This window comes from Streptomyces sp. NPDC059787 (assembly GCF_042732315.1).
GTDB lineage: Bacteria > Actinomycetota > Actinomycetes > Streptomycetales > Streptomycetaceae > Streptomyces > Streptomyces atrovirens.
The window spans coordinates 33,468-57,521 of the sequence record NZ_JBHWHX010000036.1 but is presented as its reverse complement, the minus strand read 5'-3'; the positions used below and the strand labels follow the sequence as shown (position 1 = coordinate 57,521).

Annotated in this window: 21 protein-coding genes; 12 read left to right on the top strand and 9 right to left on the bottom strand. The window is 75.0% G+C overall.

The features are described from left to right. Positions 1-32: 32 nt before the first annotated feature. From ACFV5H_RS28120 to ACFV5H_RS28110, 3 genes are all read right to left on the bottom strand, one after another. A complete protein-coding gene (locus ACFV5H_RS28120) occupies positions 33-2,255 on the bottom strand; it encodes an MMPL family transporter (protein WP_385050104.1) in 2,223 nt (740 codons plus the stop codon). Between the two features lie 156 nt (positions 2,256-2,411). Beyond that, positions 2,412-3,386: a DMT family transporter gene (locus tag ACFV5H_RS28115; protein ID WP_385050106.1), complete on the bottom strand. Its 975-nt coding sequence runs from the start codon at positions 3,384-3,386 to the stop codon at positions 2,412-2,414. A 91-nt stretch (positions 3,387-3,477) separates the two neighbouring features. Continuing rightward, complete coding sequence (locus tag ACFV5H_RS28110) at positions 3,478-4,338, bottom strand: DUF4232 domain-containing protein (RefSeq protein WP_385197784.1); 861 nt, start codon at positions 4,336-4,338, stop codon at positions 3,478-3,480. Positions 4,339-4,457: 119 nt separating this feature from the next. Here ACFV5H_RS28110 and ACFV5H_RS28105 point away from each other — a divergent pair, with 119 nt between their 5' ends. Then, positions 4,458-4,640, top strand: a complete 183-nt coding sequence (locus ACFV5H_RS28105; RefSeq protein WP_385050201.1) for a hypothetical protein — start codon at positions 4,458-4,460, stop codon at positions 4,638-4,640. A gap of 246 nt (positions 4,641-4,886) precedes the next feature. Here the strand turns inward: ACFV5H_RS28105 and ACFV5H_RS28100 are convergent, their stop codons facing one another. Continuing rightward, entirely contained in the window at positions 4,887-7,478 is a 2,592-nt protein-coding gene (locus tag ACFV5H_RS28100) for a SpoIIE family protein phosphatase (protein WP_385050110.1), read from the bottom strand. A gap of 153 nt (positions 7,479-7,631) precedes the next feature. On the opposite strand from ACFV5H_RS28100, the gene ACFV5H_RS28095 reads away from it, so the two are divergent. Then, a complete protein-coding gene (locus ACFV5H_RS28095) occupies positions 7,632-8,213 on the top strand; it encodes a hypothetical protein (protein WP_385050112.1) in 582 nt (193 codons plus the stop codon). A gap of 18 nt (positions 8,214-8,231) precedes the next feature. Here ACFV5H_RS28095 and ACFV5H_RS28090 read toward each other — a convergent pair whose 3' ends face one another. Beyond that, the gene (locus ACFV5H_RS28090; protein ID WP_385050114.1) at positions 8,232-8,924 is read right to left on the bottom strand and encodes a GAF and ANTAR domain-containing protein; all 693 of its coding nucleotides are present in this window, start codon (positions 8,922-8,924) and stop codon (positions 8,232-8,234) included. Positions 8,925-9,093: 169 nt separating this feature from the next. Here ACFV5H_RS28090 and ACFV5H_RS28085 point away from each other — a divergent pair, with 169 nt between their 5' ends. The 7 genes from ACFV5H_RS28085 to ACFV5H_RS28055 all read left to right on the top strand — a co-directional run bounded on the left by ACFV5H_RS28085 (position 9,094) and on the right by ACFV5H_RS28055 (position 14,929). Next, positions 9,094-9,870 (top strand): restriction endonuclease, encoded by a 777-nt coding sequence (locus tag ACFV5H_RS28085; protein ID WP_385197782.1) that lies wholly within the window; start codon positions 9,094-9,096, stop codon positions 9,868-9,870. Positions 9,871-9,905: 35 nt separating this feature from the next. Next, the gene (locus ACFV5H_RS28080) at positions 9,906-10,172 is read left to right on the top strand and encodes a hypothetical protein (protein WP_073935895.1); all 267 of its coding nucleotides are present in this window, start codon (positions 9,906-9,908) and stop codon (positions 10,170-10,172) included. Positions 10,173-10,224: 52 nt separating this feature from the next. Next, complete coding sequence (locus ACFV5H_RS28075; protein WP_385050120.1) at positions 10,225-11,100, top strand: oxygenase MpaB family protein; 876 nt, start codon at positions 10,225-10,227, stop codon at positions 11,098-11,100. Between the two features lie 286 nt (positions 11,101-11,386). Next, entirely contained in the window at positions 11,387-11,893 is a 507-nt protein-coding gene (locus ACFV5H_RS28070) for an SRPBCC family protein (protein WP_385197780.1), read from the top strand. Further along, positions 11,886-13,532 carry a phytoene desaturase family protein gene (locus ACFV5H_RS28065; protein WP_385197779.1) on the top strand — a complete coding sequence of 549 codons (1,647 nt, stop codon included), beginning with the start codon at positions 11,886-11,888 and terminating at the stop codon, positions 13,530-13,532. The genes ACFV5H_RS28070 and ACFV5H_RS28065 overlap by 8 nt, the downstream gene beginning before the upstream one ends. A 45-nt stretch (positions 13,533-13,577) precedes the next feature. Further along, complete coding sequence (locus ACFV5H_RS28060) at positions 13,578-14,051, top strand: hypothetical protein (RefSeq protein ID WP_385050126.1); 474 nt, start codon at positions 13,578-13,580, stop codon at positions 14,049-14,051. After that, positions 14,048-14,929 carry an SDR family oxidoreductase gene (locus ACFV5H_RS28055; protein WP_385050128.1) on the top strand — a complete coding sequence of 294 codons (882 nt, stop codon included), beginning with the start codon at positions 14,048-14,050 and terminating at the stop codon, positions 14,927-14,929. The genes ACFV5H_RS28060 and ACFV5H_RS28055 overlap by 4 nt, the downstream gene beginning before the upstream one ends. A 27-nt stretch (positions 14,930-14,956) precedes the next feature. Here ACFV5H_RS28055 and ACFV5H_RS28050 read toward each other — a convergent pair whose 3' ends face one another. Genes ACFV5H_RS28050 through ACFV5H_RS28035 form a run of 4 tightly spaced genes read right to left on the bottom strand, consistent with a single transcriptional unit; the run spans position 14,957 to position 19,804 of the window. Then, complete coding sequence (locus ACFV5H_RS28050; RefSeq protein WP_385050130.1) at positions 14,957-15,985, bottom strand: DUF5914 domain-containing protein; 1,029 nt, start codon at positions 15,983-15,985, stop codon at positions 14,957-14,959. Next, positions 15,982-16,983 carry a phytoene/squalene synthase family protein gene (locus ACFV5H_RS28045; RefSeq protein ID WP_385050132.1) on the bottom strand — a complete coding sequence of 334 codons (1,002 nt, stop codon included), beginning with the start codon at positions 16,981-16,983 and terminating at the stop codon, positions 15,982-15,984. Before ACFV5H_RS28045 ends, ACFV5H_RS28050 begins: the two co-directional genes overlap by 4 nt. Continuing rightward, a complete protein-coding gene (crtI, locus tag ACFV5H_RS28040; protein ID WP_385050134.1) occupies positions 16,980-18,509 on the bottom strand; it encodes a phytoene desaturase family protein in 1,530 nt (509 codons plus the stop codon). Before crtI ends, ACFV5H_RS28045 begins: the two co-directional genes overlap by 4 nt. Beyond that, complete coding sequence (locus tag ACFV5H_RS28035) at positions 18,506-19,804, bottom strand: polyprenyl synthetase family protein (protein ID WP_385050136.1); 1,299 nt, start codon at positions 19,802-19,804, stop codon at positions 18,506-18,508. The genes crtI and ACFV5H_RS28035 overlap by 4 nt, the downstream gene beginning before the upstream one ends. A 196-nt stretch (positions 19,805-20,000) precedes the next feature. Between ACFV5H_RS28035 and ACFV5H_RS28030 the strand changes: the two genes are divergently transcribed. The 3 genes from ACFV5H_RS28030 to ACFV5H_RS28020 are packed head-to-tail and all read left to right on the top strand — an operon-like array spanning position 20,001 to position 23,567. Continuing rightward, the gene (locus tag ACFV5H_RS28030; RefSeq protein WP_385050137.1) at positions 20,001-21,236 is read left to right on the top strand and encodes a lycopene cyclase family protein; all 1,236 of its coding nucleotides are present in this window, start codon (positions 20,001-20,003) and stop codon (positions 21,234-21,236) included. A gap of 40 nt (positions 21,237-21,276) precedes the next feature. Continuing rightward, positions 21,277-22,008: a class I SAM-dependent methyltransferase gene (locus ACFV5H_RS28025; RefSeq protein ID WP_385050139.1), complete on the top strand. Its 732-nt coding sequence runs from the start codon at positions 21,277-21,279 to the stop codon at positions 22,006-22,008. Beyond that, positions 22,005-23,567, top strand: coding sequence for an FAD-dependent oxidoreductase (locus tag ACFV5H_RS28020; protein ID WP_385197777.1), 1,563 nt, complete (start codon positions 22,005-22,007; stop codon positions 23,565-23,567). The genes ACFV5H_RS28025 and ACFV5H_RS28020 overlap by 4 nt, the downstream gene beginning before the upstream one ends. Positions 23,568-24,054 lie beyond the last annotated feature (487 nt).

The following is a 24,054-nucleotide window of genomic DNA, read 5'->3' as shown; positions in this document are numbered from 1 at the left end:
CGGCGGCAGGACTCCTCACGGGTCCTGCCGCCTCACGTTTCCCTCCCCTCCGCGTCGATGTGCGGCATCACCCGGTCCAGCCATCGCGGTGTCCACCAGGCGTGCCGCCCCAGCAGGGTCATCACGGCCGGCACCAGCAGCAGCCGTACGACGGTGGCGTCGATGAGGACGCTGACCGCCAGGCCCAGCCCCAGCATCTTGACCACGATGTTGTCGCTGACGACGAACGCCGCGAACACGCTCACCATGATCAGCGCGGCGCAGGTGATGACCCGCGCGGTGATCTCCAGGGCATGGGCGACCGACGCCTTCGCGTCCCCGGTGCGCAGCCAGGCCTCGTGGACGCGGGAGAGCAGGAAGATCTCGTAGTCCATGCTGAGGCCGAAGACGATGGCGAACATCATCATCGGCACGTAGCTCTCGATCGGCACCGTGCCGGAGACCCCGAGCGCCGGCCCGCCCCAGCCCCACTGGAAGACGGCGACGACGACGCCGTACGAGGCGGTGATGGAGAGCACGTTGAGGACGGCCGCCTTGACGGCGACGAGCAGACCGCGGAACACCACGAGGATGATCAGGAAGGCCAGGGCGACCACCACGGCGATGATCAGCGGCAGCCGGTCGGCGACGATGTCCCGGAAGTCGACCTGCGCCGCCGTCGTCCCGGTGACGTACGTCGAGGCGTCCGTGCCCCGCACGGCGTCCGGCAGGGTGTCGTCCACCAGGCGGTTGGCCAGGTCGGTGGTCGTGGCGCTCTGCGGGGAGGCCTTCGAGTACACCGTGCCGACCAGGACGTCACCGTCCTGCGTGGGCGTCAGGGGGGTGACGGCGGCCGCCCCCTCGACGCCGTCCAGCGTCTTCTGCGCCTGTGAGGCGAGGTCGGACCGCTGGGAGTCCGGTACGGACGACTGGTCGATGACGACGGTGAGCGGGCCGTTGGAGCCGGGACCGAAGGCGTCGGTCATCAGGTCGTAGGCACGGCGGTCGGTGAAGGACGTGGGGTCCGCGCCGTCGCCGATGTGACCGAGCTGGATCGAGAACACCGGGACCGCGAGGACGGCGATCGTGGCGACGCCCGCCGCCAGGAACCACCACGGCCGGCGCTCCACGCGCTGTGCGTACCGGTGCCAGGTGCCGCGGGGCTCCGCACCGGGCTCGGCGTCGGTCTCGGCCACCGGCCGGCGCACCCGGTAACGGTCGATGCGCCCGCCGATCAGGCCCAGCAGGGCCGGCACCAGGGTGAGCGCGCCGACGACGGCGGAGACGACGGTGACGGCGGCGGCCAGCCCGAGTCTGGAGATGAAGGAGACGCCGGACACGGAGAGACCGGCCAGCGCGATGATCACCGTGCAGCCGGAGACGAGCACGGCATGCCCGCTGGTGGCGGTGGCGTGTCCGGCGGCCCGCACCGGATCCTCGCCGTCCATGACGTCCTGCCGGTACCGGGTGATCAGGAAGAGCGCGTAGTCGATGCCGACGCCGAGGCCGATCATCGTGGCCAGCGTCGGCGAGACCGTGGCGAAGGTGAACGCGGCGGCCAGCAGCCCGAGTACGGCGAGCCCGCCGACCACCCCGATCAGTGCCGTGAGGAGGGGGATCCCGGCGGCGAGCACACTCCCGAAGCCGATCAGCAGCACGACGATCGCCACGGCGAAGCCGATCAGTTCGCTCACCCGGTCGTCCGCGGCGGGCCGGGCCAGTTCGCCGAGCGGCCCGCCGTACTCGACCTGCGCGCCGGCCTCCCGCAGCGGCTGTACGGCGTCGTCCACCCCGTGCAGGTAGCCGTCGCCGAGGGTCGAGGGCTGTACGTCGAAACGGACCGTGATGTAGCCCGTCCTCCCGTCGGACGACAGCGGTCCGACGTCCGGCCCCGACTGGCCGGAGGAGGGGGCGGCGGACAGTGGATTCTGCGCGGACAGGACGTGCGGCAGCTTCTCCAGGTCGCCGACCGCGGTGGACATCTGGCTGCCGAGGGCGGTCAGCTGCCGCTGGTCGTCGTGGAGGACGATCTGGCTGCTGTAGCCCCCGGCCTGTGGATCGTGCCGCTGGAGGACCTCGATGCCCTGCTGGGACTGGGCGTCCGGCAGGGTGAAGTTGTCGGAGTAGGTTCCGCCGGCCGAGCGGCTCGCGATCTGCAGGGCCACCAGAGCCACGAGCCATGCCACGATCACCACGACGAAGTGGTGCGCGCACCACTCGCCCAGCCGGCGCAGGACGCCCGCCCTCGCACCTGCCGTGCCGTGCCTGGAAGGCATGGGCGTGTCTCCTCTGCCCGGCCGAGCGGTTCCCGGCCCCTCCTCCATTACAGGCGGGCACTGTTGCCCCGGCATCTCGACCCGTTCCACCCCGCCGCCCCTTCCCGTTCCGACCTGGGGCTCCGTCCCGGACCCGCTCCTCAGACGCCGGAGGGGCTACATCTCGGCCCTTCCGGTGTTTGAGGAGCGGGAGTCCGGGGGCAGCGCCCCCGGGAAGGGGAAGGGGCGGCGGGGGCGGAAAACGCCTACGGGGCGTCGGCGACGAGGGCCGGCGCCGGACCCCAGTACGACCCCGGCTCCGACCAGGGCACTGCCCACCGCCTGCGCCGCACCGTAGGACCCGGTCCCGACAAGCGGCGCGGTGCACGCGGCCGCCACCGGGATCAGCCCGGAGAACAGGGTGGCCCGCTCGGCACCGATCCGCTGCATGCCCATGTACCAGCACACGAAGCCGACGACGGTGACCACCACCGCCTGCCACAGCAGCGCCGTCACCTCGACCCCGTCCGGACGGCGCAGCCACGCGGCCCCGTCGAGCAGCAGCCCGGCCACCGCCGACTCGACCGCGGCGACGCCGCACACCGCGGCGGACAGCAGACGGGGGCCCAGGGGCCGCAGCACGGGCACGGCCAGTACGGTGAACCCGACCTCCCCGACCAGCGCGCACAGCGAGAAGGCGAGACCCGCCCCGTCCGTACGCCCCCAGCCCTGCACGGTGAAGGCGCCGACGGCCACCGCCGACGCCCCGTACAGCACCGCCCGTCGCGGCCGTCGGCCCTCCAGCAGGGGGACGAGGACGGCGACCACCACGGGCGCGCAGCCCACGAAGACGCCGGGCACCGCCGGTTCCGCGGTCCGTTCCGCGGCCAGGACGGCCAGGTTGAACCCGACCATGCCGACCGCGGCGAGCAGCGCCAGCCGGACCCACAGACGGGGCGGGAGCGACCGCAGCTTCGCGGCCGAGCCCCGGCCGGCCAGGGGGACCAGCAGCAGACAGGCCAGCGCGTACCGCAGGAACTGACCGCCCGCGTACGGGTAGTCGCCGAGGACGCTGTTGGCGGTGAAGGAGCCTCCGACGAGGACACAGGCGAGCGCGGCGAGCAGGGCCCCGCGCGTGGTGACGGCGTTCATGGCACCGACGCTAGAAAGGACGGCGGCCCGCCGAGAGGTCCACTTCAGCCCCGCTGTCGGGGACCAATCCGGCCGGGAGGCTCCCCCCTGCCTACTCCTCCTGCTTCTTCCACGGGCCGACGCCCAGCTTCCCCGTCGTCCCGAGGTCGAGTTCGGGGACGACCGTCACCGGGTCCGCGCCGGACTTCGCCCGCACCCGCACGTAGGGCACGTCGACGGGCGTGCCCGCCTCGACCGTGTTGCGCCACACCAGGCCGGCCCAGGCGCCCTCACCCGGCTTCAGCACGAGCGGCAGGGCCGGACCGTCCGCCCCGGTACCGCCGGCGACGGAACCGCCGTCGTGCAGGATCCGCACGCCGTCCACCGGTTCGTGGTCCTCGTCGAGGAGCCGGACGTCGGGATAGCCGTGCAGCGGGTAGGGCCGGGTACCGCAGTTCTCCAGACGCACGGACACCACCCGCAGGCCCATGGCGGCATTGGCCTCGTCCGCGTACACACGGACACCGGAGTCCGGACACGGGCCGCCGGGGGACGGCGCCTCGTCGACCGGGACACTGCGCACCTCGGCGATCCGCACCCGGCTCACCTCCCGCGGGCCCGCCATCGACCCGCTCAGCGCGACCCTGCCCACGGCCGTCCGGCCCGGAGCCACGTCCTCGACGGTCTCCTCGGCGCTGTACAGCACGCGCCCCGACTCGGAGAGGAGGTCGAACGTGACCGTGTAGGTGAAGGGCTCGGCCTCCGCGTGGGTGACCTCGAACAGGACGCAGCCCCCGCTTCCGTCCTCGAACCCGGTGACCCGGACCCCGCCCCGCTCCAGCTCGGTGTCCGTACCGGAGGGCCGCCCCGTGCAGGAGGCACCGGACGCCGTCGACTCGGCGTGCGTGCCGCACGCGGTGACCGACAGGACGCCGACGAGGACGAGGACAAGAGGGAGGGAGCTGCTGCGCATACGAGGAGTTGATCAGTACCGGCCGCGATCGGCTGTGACGGAAGCCATGCTTCCGGTCACCGGTGTGTGACACTTGACGCCGAGGCCGCGAGAGGGGAGTCGCCGTGGACGAGGGGACAGTGCGCACACACGAGGTCCATGGGGACACGGACGCGGCGGCGACCGCGCGTCACGCCCGCTTCGGACGCCTCCCGGAGCCGGTCCGGGTGGAGGACATGGTCGAGGAACACCCGGCCGTCGCGCCGGACCCGGCCCGCAACGCCTACGACCCGGACGAGTGGCTGGTGCGCTACTGCCTGTGAGACCGCCGCCGCGTCCTCGTCCCGGGGAAGGTGCCGACGGCGCGCGTCGGGCGTGGTGCGCGGGACAGGAGCGCCGTACGCCTTTGCCGGTACGGGAGGCGTGCGCGTACCCCTCGGCCGCCGACGGCCCCGACCCGCAGCGGCTCGCCGGCCCGCCGCAAGGTGCGGCAGGCCGACGACAGCACCGTCCTCCTGCTCCGCGCCACCCACGCACCGCCCGTCCGACGACCGGCGGCCGGGCGGCGGTCAGCGGCCGGGCCGCCGGTCGTACGCCGTCAGCAGCAGCGCCACGTCGTCCGGGCGCTCCTCGGTCCGGCGGGCCGTCCTGACCAGCCGGTCGGCGAGCTCCTCGACCGAGTCGGTGCGGCTGCGCGCCAGACAGCGGCGGATCACCTCGATGCCCGTCCCGATGTCACCGCCGGGCGTCTCGACGAGCCCGTCCGTGTACAGCGCGAGAACGCTGCCCGGGGCCAGGGTGAGTTCCGTGACCGGGTAGACGGCCTCGGGCAGCACCCCGAGCAGCACGCCACCGGGCAGGTCCAGGCTCTCGGTGTGCCCGTCGGGGTGGCGCAGCAGGGGCGGCGGATGGCCCGCCCGGACGGCCAGGGCGCGGCCGGTGGCCGGGTCGAGCTCGATGTAGCAGCAGGTGGCGAAGACGTCCGTCTCCAGCTCCACCAGCAGCCGGTTGGTGTGGGTGATGACCTCCTGCGGCGGCCGGCCGCTGGCGGCGAAGGCGTGCACCGCGCTGCGCAGCTGCCCCATGACGGCGGCGGCCCCGACGCTGTGCCCCTCGACGTCACCGATGACCAGCGCCACCCCCCGCCCCGTCCTGATCACGTCGTACCAGTCGCCCCCGATGGCCATGCCCTGGGTGCCCGGCAGATAGCGGCCGGTGGTGAGCAGCCCGTCGATGGCGGGCAGCCGGTGCGGCAGCAGCCCCTCCTGCAGCCCCCGTGCCACGGCGGACTCGGCGTCGTACAGCCGGGCCCGCTCCATCGCCTGCGCGGTCAGCCCGCCCAGCGCGGTCAGCGCGGTGCGCTCCTCGGGGGTGAACCGGTGCGGCGCGTTCCAGCCGAGGATGCAGGAGCCGACCGGCCGGCCGGAGGCGATCAGCGGCAGGAACGCCCAGGCGCTCATCGAGTCCAGGAGGAGCTGGGGGTAGGCGTTGACCAGCGCCTCCGGCGACTCGAAGAAGAGCGGCAGCCGGGTGGTCAGGGCGTGCACACCGGGCAGGTTCGCGGTGAGCGGCACCCCTTCGAAACTCTCGAGGAAATGCTCCGGATAACCGGACTCCCACAGCAGGTGCATCCGGCTGTCCCGGATCGTGTACAGGGCGATCTCCTGCGCGCCGAACGCGGGCAGGAGCTGCTCGGCGACGGCCAGGCAGACGTCCCGGACGGTGGCGGCCTCGGTCAGCACACTGGCCATCTGCACGACGTGGTAGAGGGCTCCCGCGCGGGCCGTCGCGACCACCTCCGGCGTCGCCGCGCTCTCCCCGCCGGGCGGGGCCAGGGGCCGGCCCGGTTCGGCCCCGGCGGGGGCGCTGGTGCGGAAGACACGGCCGGTCAGCCCGTGCACCCCGGGATAGAGCACGAACCCCAGCCAGACGCCGTCCGGGTCCTGCACCAGGTACGACACCGGCTCCTGCGACAGCATCGCGGCCCGGTAGCGGTCCTCGTAGGCCGGATCGCGCAGCCAGGGGAGCACGTCCCACGGGTAGTGGCCGAGCATGTGTTCCAGGTCGCAGCCCAGCAGTTCCTGGCAGCGGCGGTTGGCGTAGATGATCCGGCCGTCCTGGTCCAGGGAGAACACCCCGTCGGGCAGCCGCTCGGCGGCCTCCGCCGCGGTGACCCCGCCGGCCGCGTCGACGAGGGCGCCCACCAGCAGCCGGGCCACTCCCTCCACCCGTACGACGTGCCCCCACAGTTCGACCGGCCGGTAGCGGATCCGCCCGTCGTCCCCGGCCTCCTCCAGCACCCTGAAGTGCCGGCCCCTGATCTGCCCGGTGTCCGCCGCCTCCCGCCGGCCCGCCCGCAGTTCGTACAGGTCGTCGGGGGACACCCGGTCCTCGACCTCCGCCATGGTGCCGCCGAACTCCTCCCGGACGACACCCAGCAGGGACAGCGCGTCGTCGTCCCCGGACCACCGGTCGCCGTCCAGGTCCCACTCGACCATGCCGACCGACACGGCCCCGAGGGAGGGGATGGGCAGCTTCACGCTGACCGGCTGGTCGTCGTAGTCGATGCCGTACGCCACGGCGTCCGCGCCCTCCCGGCCGGGCATCCGGCGGGCGAACCCGGTGAGGCGCTCCTCCATGTCCCGTCCCGCGTCGCGCAGCGCCGCCCGCACCGTCCGCTCGTCCATCGGCTCCCGGGCGGCCGACCGCAGGACGGACAGGACGCCCACGGGTTCGCCGTCGACGTGCACCGGGTGGAAGGCGGAACCGAACGAGTACGGCAGCGCGGCGGTGAACTGCGGGAAGCGCAGCATCATGGCCCGCTCGTCCGGCAGCCACATGCTCTCGCTCCTGCGGTACGCCTCGGACATGGGCAGCGCGCCGCCCACGGGCACCCGCCACCAGGTCCTCAGCAGCGACCGCGGGACGCCGGCCACCACGCACAGCACCAGCGAGCGCCGGTCCCGCGAGCGCAGGTACACCAGCCCGCCGTATCCGCCGATGTCCTGGACCGCCGCCACCACGGGCTCCGCGAGCGCGTCCTCGATCCGGGCCGCCGGATGCGCCGGCCGGAGCTCCTCCGCGCCCGGGCTCTTCCCGGCGCCGCGGCCGGGCACGTCCGCCGGCCGCTCCCCGCGCGGTGCGGCGGCTGCATCATCCATGTCGCGTCCTCCCGGTGCGGACGCACGGGACATCCGTTCGCTCCCCACCAGGATGTGCCATGCCGGACGGTCCGGCGCGGCGGAGCCGCAACCTTTCGGTCATCCCGGTCGTCTCACCCGATACCAGAAGGATGCCGGCCCAGGAGGCGGAAAATGCTTCGAAAGAGAACAATCTGTGCGACTCTCGTGCTCGTGGGCGCCACGCTGACCGCGGCGGCCGTCCCGGCCGCCGCCACCCCGGCGACGGCGAGCCGGGCCGTGGCGTGCCCGACCGGCTGGGGCAGCCTGCCCAAGTCCGACAGCGACAGCACGAGCACGCCGGTGCGGGACATCAGGACCGGACGGCACGCCTGCTACGACCGCATGGTCGTCGATCTGCCCGGCGCCGCCCGCGACGGTCTCGGCTACTCCGTCCAGTACGTCGACCGCCTCCACCAGGACGGATCGGGCCGGCACATCCCCGTCTCCGGCGGCGCCGTCCTCGAGGTGCGGGTGGCCGCGCCCGCGTACGCCCCCGAGACCGGCGAACCCACCTATCCCGCGCGCGCCGGACACTCCCTGCCGGGCGTGGACCTCACCGGGTACCGCACGTTCAGGGACGCGCGGTTCGCCGGCAGCTTCGAGGGCGAGACCCAGATCGGGCTCGGGACGCGGGCGCGGCTGCCGTTCCGGGTGCTGCGGCTCGACGGCCATCTCGTGATCGACGTCGCCCACGGCTGGACCGGCAGTCGCTGAGCGCCCGCCGCCGGGCGGTCACTGCTCCAGGGCGCCCGTCTCGCAGACCCGGCGCGCCACCTCGCGCAGTTTGGTGTTGGTGCGCTGGGACTGGGTGCGCAGGATGTCGAAGGCCTGGTCCTCCGTCACATGGTGGCGGCCCATCAGGATGCCCATCGCCTCGCCGATCAGATGCCGCGTGGCGATGGCGTCCTGCAGCTGGGCGTCGGTCCGGGCGGTGGAGAAGGCGACCGCCGCGTGGGAGGCCAGCAGCCAGCCGGCCGTCTCGCTGTCCTCGGTGAACATCCCCGGCTTGTGGGAGTACATGTTGAGGGCCCCCAGCTCCTCCTCCCGGGTGTACAGCAGGAAACCCATCATGCTGCCCACCCCGAGCTCCCGGCAGCGCGGCACGAAGGACGTCCAGCGTTCGGGGTCCGCGGTGAAGTCGGTGATGCGGAAGACACGTTCGGCCCGGTCGGGCCGGGCCGCGTCGAAACAGGGACCTTCGCGCAGCCTCTCCTGGAGACGGTCGCTCTCGACCACGAGCTGCGAGGTCGGCGCCAGCGAACTCACCCGGTCCCCCCGCAGGACGAGGATCCCGGAGGCGTCGCAGCCGTCGACGAGCTCCACCGCTTTGCGCGAGATCTGCTCCAGGGTCGAGTCGAGGGTGTGCTCGGCCAGGAGATCACGCGCCATGGAAGCCATCTGCTGCGCGAAGTTCCGCCAGTCCACCGTCCGCCTCCCTGGTCGCCGCAGTCAGCACACACCGCCTCTACCCCGCGCCGGCGTACGGCACGCCGGTGAACGGCCCGATCGGGGGCAGACGGCGTACGTGATCTTCGCGGGTCCGCAGGACCCCGGACGCACTCCGTGCCGGCCGACAGAGAGAGGAACCACCACGGTGACCATGTCCCAGCGCCGTACGCGTCCGACACACCGCGGGCGGCGCTTCGACCTGCGGGCGACGGCCGTGTTCTTCGGCCTGCTCGCCACGGCCCTGATCGCCGTCGGCTTCGCGGTGCGCGCGCTGGCCCCCGTCGTGCAGCGGCGCCCGGTGTGGGTCGTCGTCCTGCTGTGCGTGGTCGTCGCGACCCTGCTGGCCCACGGACGCAGACGGCGGCGGCTGTCCGCGGCGAGGATCGCCCGCCGGGCGGGCGAGGCCCTGGAACAGGCCACGACGACGGCGCTCGACGCCCTGGACGCACCGGCACCGGCGCCGGTACCGGTACCAGTACCGGCCCGCACGTACGACGACGGCGTCCCGGCCCCCGAGGAGACGTACGACTACGACGTCCTGGACCCCGATGAGTTCGAGGCGGCGATAGCCGACCTGTGCGTGCGGGACGGCTGCGCGCGGGTGGAGGTCGTCGGGGGAGCGGGGGACCTGGGTGCCGACGTGACGGCCCTGACCCCCGACGGCCGCCGCCTCGTCGTCCAGTGCAAACGCTACGGCGACGACAACAAGGTGGGCTCGCAGGACCTCCAGCGCTTCGGCGGCACCTGCTTCACCGTCCACGAGGCGGACGTCGCCCTCGTCGTCACCACCAGCGACTTCACCGCGCCGGCCGTCGAGTACGCCGAGCAGTGCGGCATCGTGTGCGTGAACCGCGACGCCCTGCTCGCCTGGAGCGGCGGACGGACGCCGAAACCCTGGGCGGCGGGCGCGTACGAGGCGTAGGCCCGGTTGTCAGTGCCGAGTGCCATCCTGCCGGTATGGACGAACTGGAGTTCATGCGCGGCAGGGTCTACGGGGCGGACCACGACGATCCGGGCCCGCGCGACGGGAGGTCGTACGTGGAGCTGGCCGGGGGCCCGCTGGACGGTCTGCTGCTGGACGTCACCGGCCGCAGCGAGACGGAACTGAGGCACGGCGTCGGCCTGCCCACCGAGATGGGCCGCTACGGCGCGGGCGGTCGCGCGGTGTACGCGCCCCGCGACACCGGTGCCCGGGTGTACGACTGGAGGGGCGACGTTCCCTAGCCGCCCGGCCGGGTACCCGGGGCGTCGTGGACGCGAGGAGGCGGAGCGACCCATGGGACTGCTGACGGAAGGCGGCTCGGTGCTGCGCGACCGGATCGGTCACGCGATCTTCTCCCGGGTCGCCGGACCGGACGGCCCGGACAACCGCGCACGCATCCACGGCACGCCCGGCCCGCGCTGGTTCGGCCCCGACCGGCCGGTCAGAAGGGTGCACGGGGACGCGTCGATGTTCATCGGCGGACTGTCGGCCCTGCTGCTGCAGTCGCTCCACCCGCTGGCCATGGCCGCCGTCGCCGGGCACTCCGGGTTCCGCGGCGACCCCTGGGGGCGCCTCCAGCGGACCAGCACCTTCCTCGCCGTCACCACGTACGGCACCGCCGACAGCGCCCAGCGGGCCGTCGACCGGGTGCGGGCGGTCCACGAGACGGTGCGCGGCACCACCGCCGACGGCGAGGAGTACCGGGCGTCCGACCCCCGCCTGCTGTGCTGGGTGCACATCGCCGAGGTCGACATGTTCCTGCGCGCCCACCAGCGCTACGGCGCCCGTCCCCTGGACGAGGAGGGCTGCGACGCGTACGTCGCCGACATGGCGCGGATCGCCACCGCGCTCGGCGTGCCCGACCCGCCGGCCGACCGCGCCGGACTCGCCGAGCGGCTGGCCGCCTACCGCGGCGAGCTGCGCGCCACCCCCGAGGCCCGCAGCACCGCCCGCTTCCTGCTGCTCCACCCGCCCGTCCCCCTGCCGGCCAGACTGCCGTACGCCGCCCTCGCCGCCAACGCGGTCTCCCTGCTCCCCGTCTGGGCCTCCCGCGCCCTCCGCCTCCCCCGCATCCCCCCGGCCGAGAGCATCTGCGTACACCCCCTGGGCACCGCCCTCACCACAACCATCCGCTGGGCCCTGGCCCCCACCCGAGACACGACGCCCTGACCCCGGCCAGCGGCTGCCGTCCCCGCCGTCCCCGCCGTTCCCGCGGGCAGTCGTGCCGCTGGGGCGGCACGGGTGGGCGCGACGGCACCCCGTAAACGCCGGGTTGCGCAGACACCCCCCGGCCCACACCAAAGCGGGGCACCCACGAGGCGCCGGGCAGCGCAACCCCGCCCCGGCCCACGCCAACACGGGGCACCCCACAAGCACCGGCCACATCGTCGGTTGACCCCGCCCAGAAGGGGCACCCAGTGCTGACCGGCATCACTCACGGACACGGGAGGTCGAAGTGGCGGTCCGCCATCGTCTGATCAGCACGAGCCCGCAGTCCGTCTGGACCGTCCTGGAGGACGGCACCCGGTACGCGGAATGGGTCGTGGGGACCTCCTCGTCGAAACCGGTGCGCGGCCACTGGCCACAGCTCGGCTCGGCGATCGGCTTCGAGGTCCGCCTCGGCCCCCTGAGCCTGACCAACGAGACCGTGGTGCGGCGCTGTGTGCCCGGCGAGGCGCTGGAACTCGAGGCCAAGGCCGGCCCCCTCGGCACCGCCCGCATCGCCATCGAACTGCGCCCCTGGGGCGACCACTGCCTGGTCATCGTGGACGAACACCCCCTGCGGGGCGCGGGCGGCACGGTGCACAACGTGGCCGTGGAGGCCCTGATCCAGATCCGTCACCGCGCCATGCTCGCCAGACTGGCGAGGATCTGCGAGACCGACGCGGCCGAGGCCGAGCGGCACCGCCCCCTCGGCCAGGTGGTGTCACCGGCCCCCGACGAGGGAGGAGCCCGTGCCTGACGCCGTGGTGATCGGGGCCGGCCCCAACGGCCTGGTCGCGGCCAACCTGCTCACCGACGCCGGCTGGAGCGTCGAGGTGCTGGAGGAACAGCCGGAGCCCGGCGGAGCCGTACGCCACGACCAGGGCGTGGAGCACGGCTTCGTCAACGACCTCTGCAGCTCCTTCTACCCGCTCGCCGCCGCCTCCCCGGTCGTCTCCGGGCTGCGCCTGGAGGAGCACGGGCTGCGCTGGAGCCACGCCCCGCACGTCGTCGCGCATCCCCTGAGCGACGGCCGGTGCGCGGTTCTCGACCGTCGTGTCGACGTCACCGCCGACTCGCTGGAGGCCTTCGCACCGGGGGACGGGGCCGCCTGGCACCGCCTGCACGACATGTGGGAGCGTCTCCGGCCGGATCTCCTGGACGCCTTGTTCACTCCCTTCCCGCCTGTCCGTTCCGGGGTCCGCCTGGCCGTCCGGCTGCGCGGCACGGGCGGGCTGCGCATGGCGCGCACCCTGGTCCTGCCGGTGCGCCGGCTGGGGGAGGAGGAGTTCCGCGGCGAGGGCGGAGGGCTGCTGCTGGCCGGGAACGCGCTCCACGCCGACCTGGCACCGGAGGCCGCGGGCAGCGGCGGCTTCGGCTGGCTGATGTCGATGCTCGGACAGACCTACGGCTTCCCCGTGCCGGCCGGCGGCGCCGGAGCCCTCACCGAGGCCCTGGTACGCAGGCTGGAGTCGCGCGGCGGGGTGCTGCGCTGCGGCAGGCGCGTCGAGCGGATCCTCGTACGCGACGGCCGGGCGACGGGGGTGCGCACGGCCGACGGCGAGACGTTCGCGGCCGGCCGCGCCGTCCTCGCGGACGTGGCCGTGCCCGCCCTGTACCGCGAACTCCTCGGCCCCGAGGACGTTCCCGCCCAGATGCTGGACGACCTGCGGCGCTTCCAGTGGGACTTCGCCACCTTCAAGGTCGACTGGGCGCTGGACGGCCCGGTGCCCTGGAGCTGCGAGCAGGCCGCGGGCGCCGGCACCGTCCACCTCGCGGACGGCATCGACGAACTCACCCGCTTCGCCGCCCAGCTCGCCACCGGCAGCGTCCCCGACCGCCCCTTCTGCCTGTTCGGCCAGATGACGACCTCCGACCCGTCCCGCTCCCCACGGGGCACCGAGTCCGCGTGGGCCTACACCCATGTGCCCCACGACGTCACCGGCGACGCGGGCGGGGACGCGCTCACCGGGGCCTGGGACAGCAAGGAGCAGGAGCTCATGGCCGACCGTGTGGAGCGCCAGGTGGAACGCTTCGCGCCCGGTTTCCGGTCCACGATCAGGGCCCGGCGCGTCCTCGCCCCGCCCACCCTCCAGTCCCTCGACCGGAACCTGTACGGCGGCGCCATCAACGGCGGCACCACCGCCATGCACCAGCAGCTCTTCTTCCGCCCGGCCCCCGGCACCGGACGCCCCGAAACGCCCGTCAAGGGCCTGTACCTGGCGTCCGCCGGCGCCCACCCGGGCGGCGGCGTGCACGGCGCGCCGGGCGCCAACGCCGCCCGCGCCGCGCTGCGCCGGCCCCTCGCGCCGGGACTGGCCGGAGTGCAGCGGCTGCTGGCCCGCCGCGACCGCACCGGCCGCCGGCAACCCGCCGCGGGCGGCAGCGGCGGTGCATGACCGGTGCGTACGACCCCATCGAACACGACCGACGGAGGAGGGACGATGACCCGACACGACGACGGCCCCGACCTCGCCCACCGGCGCCCCGAAGACGTGAGCGACGAGACGGTGGAGGCGCTCGGCTCGCTGTCGAAGGCACTGGAGACGACCGAGCGGGCCCGGGGCCACCTCTACAGCTTCCACCAGCTCACCGGCACCGCCGACCTCGAACTCGACCGGGCGGTCGAACTACTGCACAAGGCCGGGCACCCGGACTGGGCGGAGACGGTGCGCACCCAGGTGCTGGGCCGCAACGTGATCCCCGGGCACTGGACGTTCCAGATCGTCGAGGCCTACGACGCCACGTACTACCGCCCGTTCAGGGAGATCGAACAGGCCGCCGTCGAGGAACTGGCCGAGGGCCGGGACCACCTCTACGAGGCCGAGATGAAGGAGGCCCGCCGGACCGCCGGCCACCCCGACCACACCGCCCGCCCCGACACCGGCCCGCCGCCCGGCGAAGGGGGCGACCGGTGAACGGCGGCCCGCTGCGTGACCGTACCGTCGTGGTCACGGGCGCCGCACGCGGGATCGGCGCGGCCCTGGCCCGGGACCTGGCCCGGCGCGGTGCCCGGATCGCACTGCTCGGCCACGAGCGGGCCGGGCTGGAAGCGGTGGCGGAGAGCCTGCCCACGCGGGCATGGGTGTGCGAGCTCGACATCACCGACGAGGCCGCGCTGGAGCGGGCCGCCGAACAGGTCAGGACACACCTCGGCACCCCCTCCGCCGTCGTGGCCAACGCCGGTGTCGCGGAGGGCGGCCCGTTCGTCACCTCGGACCCGGCCCTGTGGCGCCGCGTGATCGACGTCAACCTCACCGGCAGCGCGGCCACCGCCCGTGCCTTCCTGCCGGACCTGCTGGCGACGAAGGGCTACCACCTCCAGGTCGCCTCGCTGGCCTCGATCGGCGCCGCCCCGATGATGAGCGCCTACTGCGCCTCCAAGGCGGGCGTGGAGGCCTTCGCCCACTCCCTGCGCGCCGAGGTGGCGCACCACGGTGTCGCCGTCGGCATCGGCTACCTGAACTGGACCGACACCGACATGATCCGCGACGCGGACCGCCATCCCGTGCTGCGGGAGCTGCGCGGCCACATGCCGCCGCCGGCCCGGCGCCTGTACCCGGCGGACCAGGTGGCCGCCCGGCTCGGTGCTGCGGTGGAACACCGCAGCACAGCCGTCTACGTGCCCCGTTGGCTGCGTCTGGCACAGGCGGCGCGTGCCGCGCTGCCCCCCGTGGTGCTGCGGGTGGCCCGTCATGAACTGGCCCGGCTGGAGGCCGAGGACCCCCTGCGGCACACCGGGCTCCTCGGCGCCGGAGGCGAGGCCGACCGGACCGCGGACCGAACCCGCCCGTGACCCGGCCGGACCTGTCGAGCCGGCCGGTCAGCCCGGGAAACGCCCCGTGGAACGCAACGACCAGCGCCGCTCCGCGTAGGCCAGGTCGTCGCGCCACAGCCGCCCGGCGGCGGCCCGTACGAGCGGCCGCAGCAGCGGTGCCGCACCGCGCGCCAGGGCGAACCCCGGCCGGCCGGACGCCGCCACCACCGCCTCGACGACCGCCGTACGGGGCCGCCCCCGGTCGTCGGGCCCCAGGGGGGTGGCGTGCGACTCGACCACGGACCCCGTCCCCTCGCCCTCGGTGATGCGCATGACGACCGTGCGCGGTCCGGGAGCGGTGAACACCGCCCGCACCGGGACCACCAGCCGCCCCGCCACCTTGAAGGACACGTCCACGGTGAAGCCGTCCCCGGTGGAGCCCTCCCCGCCCCCGTCCGGGCCGTCCGGTGCGCCGGCCACGGTGAGGTCGACGAACGAGTAGGGGTGGAACCAGGCCCCGTGCCAGGGGTCCAGACGGTTGGCCACCACGTCCTCGGGCTCACAGACGCCCACGCCGGTGTACACCGCCGTCAGGGCGCGCGCCGGGTCCGGCCGTCGCGGCACCACCGGCGCCCGAAGCGGCGCCTCGCCGCCCACCGCGTCCAGCCGGACCCACAGCAGGACGCCGTCGTCGTATGCCGGGAACGGCTCCCAGCCCGCGAAGGACCCGCCGTCCAGGGCGAGTCCGTGCCAGTGGCACACCAGCGTGCCGCAGCGCACCGGACTGTCCCGCAGCGGAGCGCCCAGATGCGGGCAGATCCCGGGCCCGGCGACCGGACGGCCGGACGCGTCCCGCCACAGCACCACCTCCTGCCCCGCCACGGTCCGTGCCAGCGGACGGTCACCGCCCACGTCGCGGGAGGCGCCGACGACGTACCAGTTGCCGGACGGACGCGCCTGCGCCCGCTTCAGCGCCCCGGCGATGACGGCGGGCCGGGCCTCGCGCCAGGTGGGACGCTGCCGCTCCCACGGCACCGGGCGCCGCCGCAGGGACAGCGGCAGGCGCCGGCGCTCCCTCCCGGATCCGGTGCTCATACGGCCTCCCCGGGAACCGGCGGGCACGGGGTGAGCGGACGGACGTACGGGCGCCGGGCGCCGCCACGGGCCCGCAGCCGGGCGGCGGCCACCCGGGCGAGCCCGTCGGCGGCCACCACGGCACGGCGCCGGCGCGGCACCACCGCCCGCCGGTGCAGCACCGACCAGCCGTCCCGCGCCACCGCCTCCAGGATCCCCCCGTACAGCACGAACGCCGCGCGGATGCACGGCCGGGACACCGATTCCAGCATCGCGAGCCCCGGTGCCGCCTCCCGGTACACGCCCCGCGTCAGCGCCTCGAACTCCTTCAGCGCGGCAGTGACGCGCCGGTCGCGGCGGCCGGTGTCCCGGCACCACCGCAGCAGCGTCCGGTGGGCGCCGTGCGCGGCGAGCAGGTCCGCGGGCAGGTACACCCGCCCCCGGTCGAGGTCCTCGCCCACGTCCCGCAGGAAGTTGGTCAGCTGGAAGGCGACCCCGAGGGCCGCGGCGTGCGGCGCGGCCGCCTCGCGCGGGGCGACCGTGCCGAGAACGGGCAGCATCTGCAGCCCGATGACCGCCGCCGAGCCGTGCGTGTACCGGCGCAGGGCCGCGTAGTCGGCGTACTCGGTGACCACCAGGTCGGAGCGCATGGCGGCCATGAAGTCGGCGAAGTGCCCGTGGCCGATGCCGTACCGGCGTGCCGTGTCGGCGACCGCCCGCACCACCGGTTCGGTGCTGTTCCCGTCCCGCAGCCCCTTGTCCAGTTCCCGCTGGAGCGCGGAGAGTTCGGCGTCCCGGCGCTCGGGGCCCGCCCCCGTGCCGAGCGCGTCGACGATGTCGTCGGCCCAGCGGGCGAAGCCGTACAGGGCGTGCACGGCGGGGCGCCGCTCCACCGGCAGCAGCCGGGTGGCGAGGAAGTACGTCCTGCCGTGCCGGGCGTTGAGCGCGCGGCAGTGGCGGTAGGCCTCGCGCAGCGCCGGATCGGTGACGCCGGCCGCGTCGAGTTCACGGTCGGTCATACGGAGGCCTCCTGCGTGGGGGTGAGAGGGCGACGCGGCGGTCGCGGGCCGCCGGTGATCCGTGCCGCGGCCAGCTTCCCGGACAGCAGCACGGTCGGCACGCCGACACCGGGGGTGGTGCCGCAGCCGGCCAGCACGGCGTTCTCGGTGCCGCGGACCAGGTTGCGGGGCCGGAACGGGCCCGTCTGGGCGAAGGTGTGGGCCGTGGCGAACGGCGTACCGGCCGCGTGCCCCTGCGCGTGCCAGTCGGCGGGCGTCACCACGCACTCCGCCTCGACGGCGGCCCCGAGCCCGGCCAGCCCCCGCCGCTCCAGCTCCCGCAGCAGCGCGTCCCGGTAACCCGGCGCCAGGTCCGTCCAGGCGGCGGGGCCCGGCCCGATGTCGGTGTTGGGGCACGGAGCGAGGACGTAGTGCAGATGGCGTCCCGGCGGGGCGAGGGACGGGTCGGACGCGGTGGGCCGGGTGATGAGCAGCGACGGGTCGCTCATCAGCCGGCCGGTGCGGGTGAGCTCGTCGAAGGTGGTGCGCCAGGCGGCGCCGAAGGAGAGGGTGTGGTGCGCCAGTTGCGGCCAGGTCCGGTCGGTGCCGAGGTGCAGCACGACCGCGGAGGGGGAGTGCCGCAGCCGTACGGGGCGCCGTGGCGCGCGGCCGAGGAGCCCGTAGGCGACGGGCAGGTCGGGGGTGAGGACGACCGCGTCGCAGGGGATGCGGCCCTGGTCGGTGACGACGGCGGTGATCCGTCCCCCGGAGCGTTCCAGCCGGGTCACCCGGTGGCCGAACCGCAGGTCGGCGCCCGCGTCGGCGGCGGCGTCCGCCATGGCGCGCGGCAGCGCGTGCATCCCGCCACGCGGGAAGTACACACCGGCGACGGTGTCCATGTAGGCGATGACCGCGTACGCGGCCAGCGCCCGGGCCGGCGGGACGCCCGCGTACAGGGCCTGGAAGGAGAAGACCCGGCGCAGCCGCTCGTCCCGCAGGAACCGCCCGATCCGCGCGTCCAGCCGCCCGAACCCGCCGAGCGCCGCCAGCCGTACGAGGTCGGCGCCCAGCAGGCCGAGCGGCGAGTCGAAGTTGGTGTCGATGAAGCGGCGCGTCTGGACGCGGTGCAGCCGTTCCAGCCAGCCGCGCAGCCGCAGATAGCCCGCGGCCTCACGGGCACCGGCGAACCGTTCGACCTCCGCCGCCATCGCCTCGGCCCCGGTGTGCACGTCGAGGCTGCTGCCGTCGGCGAAGCGGGCCCGGTACGCCGGGTGCAGCGGAACCAGCTCCACACGCCTGCGCAGACCGTCGCCGACGGCGGCGAACGGCTCGTCGGCCAGATCGGGCATGGTCAGCACGGTGGGCCCGGTGTCGATCCGGTACCCGTCGAGCATCATCCGCCCGGCCCGGCCCCCGGGCAGCGCGTCCCGCTCGACGACGGTGACCCGCCGACCCGCGCCCAGCAGGTGCAGCGCCGCCGACAGCCCGGCCAGTCCGGCCCCCACCACGACGACATGGTCCGTACGTCCCGTCACGGTGCGGATCACCGGCCGGCCTCCCCGCCGCCGGCCGCCCGCGCGGGTCCCGGCCGGGTGCCGCAGGAGTGCGCGTCCCGCGGCGGCCCCTCACCCGCCGCGGAGGCCAGCAGCAGCCGCAGCCGCTCCCCGCCGTGCGGATCGAGGAGGGCACCGTCGACGTGCCGCAGCCCCCGGGCCACCAGCCGGCCGATCATCGCCTCGACCGTGCTCCGTGCCCCGGTGCCCGTCAGTACCTCCCGCACCTCCTCCAGACCCTCCTCGGTGAGCGCGCCGTGGCCGAGCGAGCGGTCCAGCACGTCCAGGGTCCGGCGGTCGCCGGCCGCCTCGGCCCGCGCGTGGGCGACGGCCACCAGGCAGGTCGGCTTCCCCTCGCCGATGTCCCCGCCCGTCGGCTTGCCGGTGCGCCGCGGATCACCGAAGACGTCGTCGAGATCGTCGCGGAGCTGGAACGCCGTGCCCACACAGCGCCCGGCCGCGCACAGGGCCGCCGCGGTGCCCTCGTCCGCACCCGCGAGCGCGGCACCGAGGGCGATCGGCCGTTCGACCGAGTACAGGGCGCTCTTGACACGGGCGGTGCGCAGCGCGCGCGGCAGCGACCGCGATCCCGTCGCCTGGCCGTGCAGGTCCAGGTACTGGCCGGCCACCATCTCCGTACGCATGTCGCTCCAGAGCCGGCGCACCGCCCGCCCGCCGTCCCCTTCGAGCGGCGTCTCGGCCAGGAGGTCGTCGGCCCATACGAGCGCCAGGTCGCCGGCGAGGATCGCGGTCCCGTCGCCGAGGCGCCCGGCCCGCCCCGCCGGTGCCGCGTCCGCGTACTGGGCGGCGACGTCGACATGGAGCGTGGGCCGCGCACGGCGCAGCGCGGAACCGTCCATCACGTCGTCGTGGACCAGCGCACAGGTCTGCAGGAGTTCGAGCGCCGCACCGACCCGCAGGGCCGCCCCGACCGTGGCGGCGCCCTCGCCACCACAGGCGCGCAGCGCCCACCACAGGAAACGCGAACGGGTGCGCTTGCCGCCCGTACGGGTGAAGTCCGCGACCCGTCCGGCCACATCACCGCCGAACAGGGGGTCCACGTCGCGCGCGCGGGCCACCCGGTCGGCCAGCACGTGGTCGAGCACACGGCCGACCGCGCCGGACACGTCCCGGTCCACGGCGGACGCGTCCTCGGTCCCCGGCGGCGCCGGGGTGTGCTCCGTGCCGTACGGCGCGTCGCCGGGCGGGCCGGGTGCCGACACCGGCACCCGGCCCCCGACGAGCCGCGGTCCCGCCGGGTCGTGATCCTGCGCCTGTCTGCGGCCCATCCCGGTTCCTCTCGTCCTGAACGCCGATCGTTGCGTGCCCGGTGTCTTTCCGCCCGCGCACCGCGTGCGGATGCGGTACGAACGGAACGGGCCGACGAACTGCCGCCGCATGCCTTCCCCCTGTGCGCCCTGCCTCACCGGCAGCGGTTCGTCACACCTTCGAGTGACCCGCATCCGATCGGGCACACAGGCAGGAATGCTGGACACGGATGCCGAGGAGCGGGAGGAGCGTGCCGTCGTGCTGGACGCCGACGTGGCGATCGTCGGGGCGGGAGCCGCCGGACTGTCCCTGGCCCACCGCCTGTCGCGGACCGTGCCGGGGACCCGGGCACCGTCGGTCGTCCTGCTGGACGCCCCGCCCGGCCCGCTGCGCCCCCCGCGCCGCACCTGGTGCTTCTGGGAAGCGGGCGCGGGCCGTTTCGACGCCGCCGTCACGGCGACCTGGCGGCACCTGCGGGTGCGTCCCCCTTCCGGCCGGGCGGCCGAGGGGGACATCGCGCCGCTGCGCTACAAGATGATCCGGTCCGACGACTTCGAGCACCTGGTCGGCCACGACCTGGCCGGCAGCCCGGTCGTCCGCCGGCTGGGGGCGGCCGTCGAGACCGTGGAGGACGTGCCCGGGGGAGCCCTGGTCCGGCTGCGGGACACCGACGGCCGGGCCCGCTCCCTGCGGGTCCGCTGGGTGTTCGACTCACGTCCCCCGGGCAGCCTGCCGGCCGCCCGCACCACCCTGCTGCAGCACTTCCACGGCTGGTTCGTCCGCACCGCCCGCCCGGTCTTCGACCCCGGGACCGCCGACCTGATGGACTTCCGCACCCCCCAGCCCGCCGGCGGACTGTCCTTCGGCTACGTCCTGCCCGTCGGCCGCCGCGAGGCACTGGTGGAGTACACCGAGTTCTCCCGGCGCCCCCTCACCGCCGACGGCTACGAGTCGGCGGTACGGCAGTACACCGAGGACGTGCTCCGGCTGGGGGAACTGCGGATCCTGTCCACCGAGACGGGCCTCATCCCGATGACCGACGCCCCGATCCCCCGCCGGGTCGGTGCCTCCGTCTTCCGCATCGGTGCCGCGGGCGGCGCCACCCGCCCCTCGACCGGCTACACCTTCGCCGGGATCCAACGGCAGACGAGGGCGGTCGCCGCCGCCCTCCGCCAGGGCCGCGTCCCGGTGCCGCCCCCCGCCCATTCGGCCCGCTCCCGGGCCATGGACGCCGTCCTGCTGCGCGCCCTGGACAGCGGCCGGGCCGACGGACCCGCGCTGTTCTCCCGCCTCTTCACCCGCGTGCCCATGCGGCGCCTGCTGCGCTTCCTGGACGGCCGCACCCGGCTCCACGAGGACCTCGCCGTCGGCCTGCACGCCCCCATCGGCCCCATGCTCCGCTCGGCACTGGAACTGCCCGCCCTGCCCCGCCGACCGTTCGACGGCCCCTGATCCGGGTCGCCCGCCCGCCCCTTCTGCACCGGGAGACCGCATGACCCTGCTGCGCGACGAGAACCTCGCCGCCGCCTTCGACCACGCCGCCCGCGGCTACGACACCCTGGTGGCCGCCAACCCCGGCTACCACGCCCACCTCCGCCGCTCGGCACGCCGCCTGGGGCTGCCGCGGCGGGGCGAGGGACTGCGCGTCCTGGACCTCGGCTGCGGCACCGGCGCGTCGACCGCCGCGCTCTCCACGGTGCTGCCGGGCGCGCGGATCGTGGCCGTGGACGCCTCCGCCGGCATGCTCGAACGGGCCGCCGCCAAGAGCTGGCCGGACGGGGTGACCTTCGTACGGGCACCGGCGGAAGGGCTGGCGGAGGCCGGGGTGGAGGGCCCCTTCGACGCGGTGTTCGCGGCCTACCTCCTGCGCAACGTCGCCGACCCGGACACCGTGCTCACCACCGTGCGCGGACTGCTGGCCCCCGGCGGGAGACTGGGCGTGCACGAGTACACGCTCGGCGGACGCCGTGCGGACCGCGTGGTGTGGACCCTGGTGTGCCGCGGCGTCGTCCAGCCGGCGGCCACCGTGCTCGGGGACGCCGAGCTCTACCGCCACCTGTGGCGCAGCGTCGTGGAGTTCGACACCGCCGGCCGTTTCACCGGCCGGCTGCGCGCGGCCGGCTTCGAAGCGGTGCGCGCCCTGCCCCTGCCGGGATGGCAGACGGGCATCACCCACACCTTCGTCGGCCGACGGCCCCGCACGGAGAGCGAGGACGAGGGATGACCCCCTCCCGCCGCCCGGACGCCACCCGGCACGGCCGGGACCGTCGCGCCCGGGTGCTCGCGGCCCCGCCCGGGAGGCGCCGGATCGAGGGCGCCCGCCCGACCACCGCCGTCGTCGGCGGCGGCATCGCCGGCCTGGCCGCGGCGACCGCGCTGGCCGAGCGCGGCGTGGCCGTGACGCTCTACGAACGCGAACCCTTCCTGGGCGGACGGGTCGGCGGCTGGCCGACCGGCCTGGCGGACGGCACCCCGGCGACCATGAGCCGGGGCTTCCACGCCTTCTTCCGCCAGTACTACAACCTGCGCGGTCTGCTGCGCCGTACCGACCCCGGCCTGGAACGGCTCACCGGCCTGCCGGACTACCCGCTGCGGCACGGCGACGGACTGCGGGACGGCTTCCGCCACGTCCCGCGCACCCCGCCGTGGAGCGCGCTCGGCTTCGTCGCCCTCAGTCCGTCCTTCCGCGTGCGCGACCTGCGCCGCATGAAACCGCTCGCGGCCCTCCCGCTGCTCGACGTGCGCGTGCCCGAGGTGTACGCACGCCTGGACGGCGTCAGCGCCCACGACTTCCTCGACGCCGTGCGCTTCCCGCGCAGCGCCCGCCACCTGGCCTTCGAGGTGTTCTCCCGCAGCTTCTTCGCCGACCCCCGGCAGCTGTCGGCCGCCGAGATGGTCCTGATGTTCCACATCTACTTCCTGGGTTCCGCCGAAGGGCTGCTGTTCGACGTGCCCGACGCGCCCTTCCCCGCCGCCCTGTGGGAGCCCCTGGCCGGCTACCTGCGCCGGCACGGCGCCCGGATCCGCACCGCCACGGCCGTCGAACACATCGCCCCCACCGGGGACGGCGGCTACGAGGTCGCCACCACCGGGGAGGAGAGCCGTCACGAGACCGTCGTCCTCGCCCTCGACGCCGCGGGACTGCGCGCTCTGGTCGCCCGCTCCGGCCGGCTCGGCGACGGCCCGTGGCGGGAACGGATCGCACGCCTGCGCAACGCCCCGCCGTTCCTGGTCACCCGCCTGTGGCTGGACCGGCCCGTCGCACCCGACCGGCCCGCGTTCCTGGGCACGAGCGGATACGCGGGCCTCGACAACATCAGCGTGCTGGAACGCTACGAGGACGAAGCGGCCCGCTGGGCCTCCCGCACCGGGGGCTCCGTGGTCGAACTCCACGCGTACGCGCTGCCCCCGGACGCGTCCCGGGACGTCGAGCGGAAGCGGCTGATCGGACAACTGCACCGCGTCTACCCGGAGACACGGGCCGCCACGATCGTCGACGCCCGGCACGAGTGGCGGACCGACTGCCCCCTGTTCCCCGTGGGCGGCTACGCCGACCGGCCGACGGTACGCACCCCGGAGCCCGGCGTGACGATGGCCGGCGACCTGGTCCGCACCGGCCTGCCCGTCGCGCTGATGGAACGCGCGGCGACGACCGGGTTCCTCGCCGCCAACGCCCTGCTGGAACGCTGGGGAGTGCGCGGACAGACCCTGTGGACGGTGCCCGACCGGGGACGCGGCGCCCTGCTGCGCTCCCTGGCCCGACTGGGGCGGCCGGCGGGCTGACGGAGACCGGCGGCCGGGGTCGGCCGCCGGACCCGGACCGCTCGGCTCCCGCCCCCGCCGCGGTGAGGTGGCCGGGGACGTCGGTCCGGTGAAGGAGGCGTTCGAGGCAGGGCGGCCGATGGTCCGGGTGCAGGACGGCGTGGGCGGCACCGCTGTGACGGCGGACCATGAGCGGCGCGGCCGGGCCCGCCGGATCGGTGCCCGCCAGACCGCGGAAGTCCGGCCGCACGGCACACGGCGGGGCCGGCCCGGTCAGGTGCGCCACCACGACGGCGATCAGCTCCGCACCGCGGGCGTCGTCGGGTTCACCACCGACGCGCACGGTCGGCGTCACGGCCTCCGGGGCCGCTTCGGCGCGGGCACCGGTGTGGTGCGGCGCGCTTCATACGGTGGTGGGGGGGCGGCCGGGCCGGGCCGGCCCACACCCCGCGCGACGGCAGCACCCCCCCCCCGCACGGCCGCCACCGCCGGCCGGCGTTTACCGGGA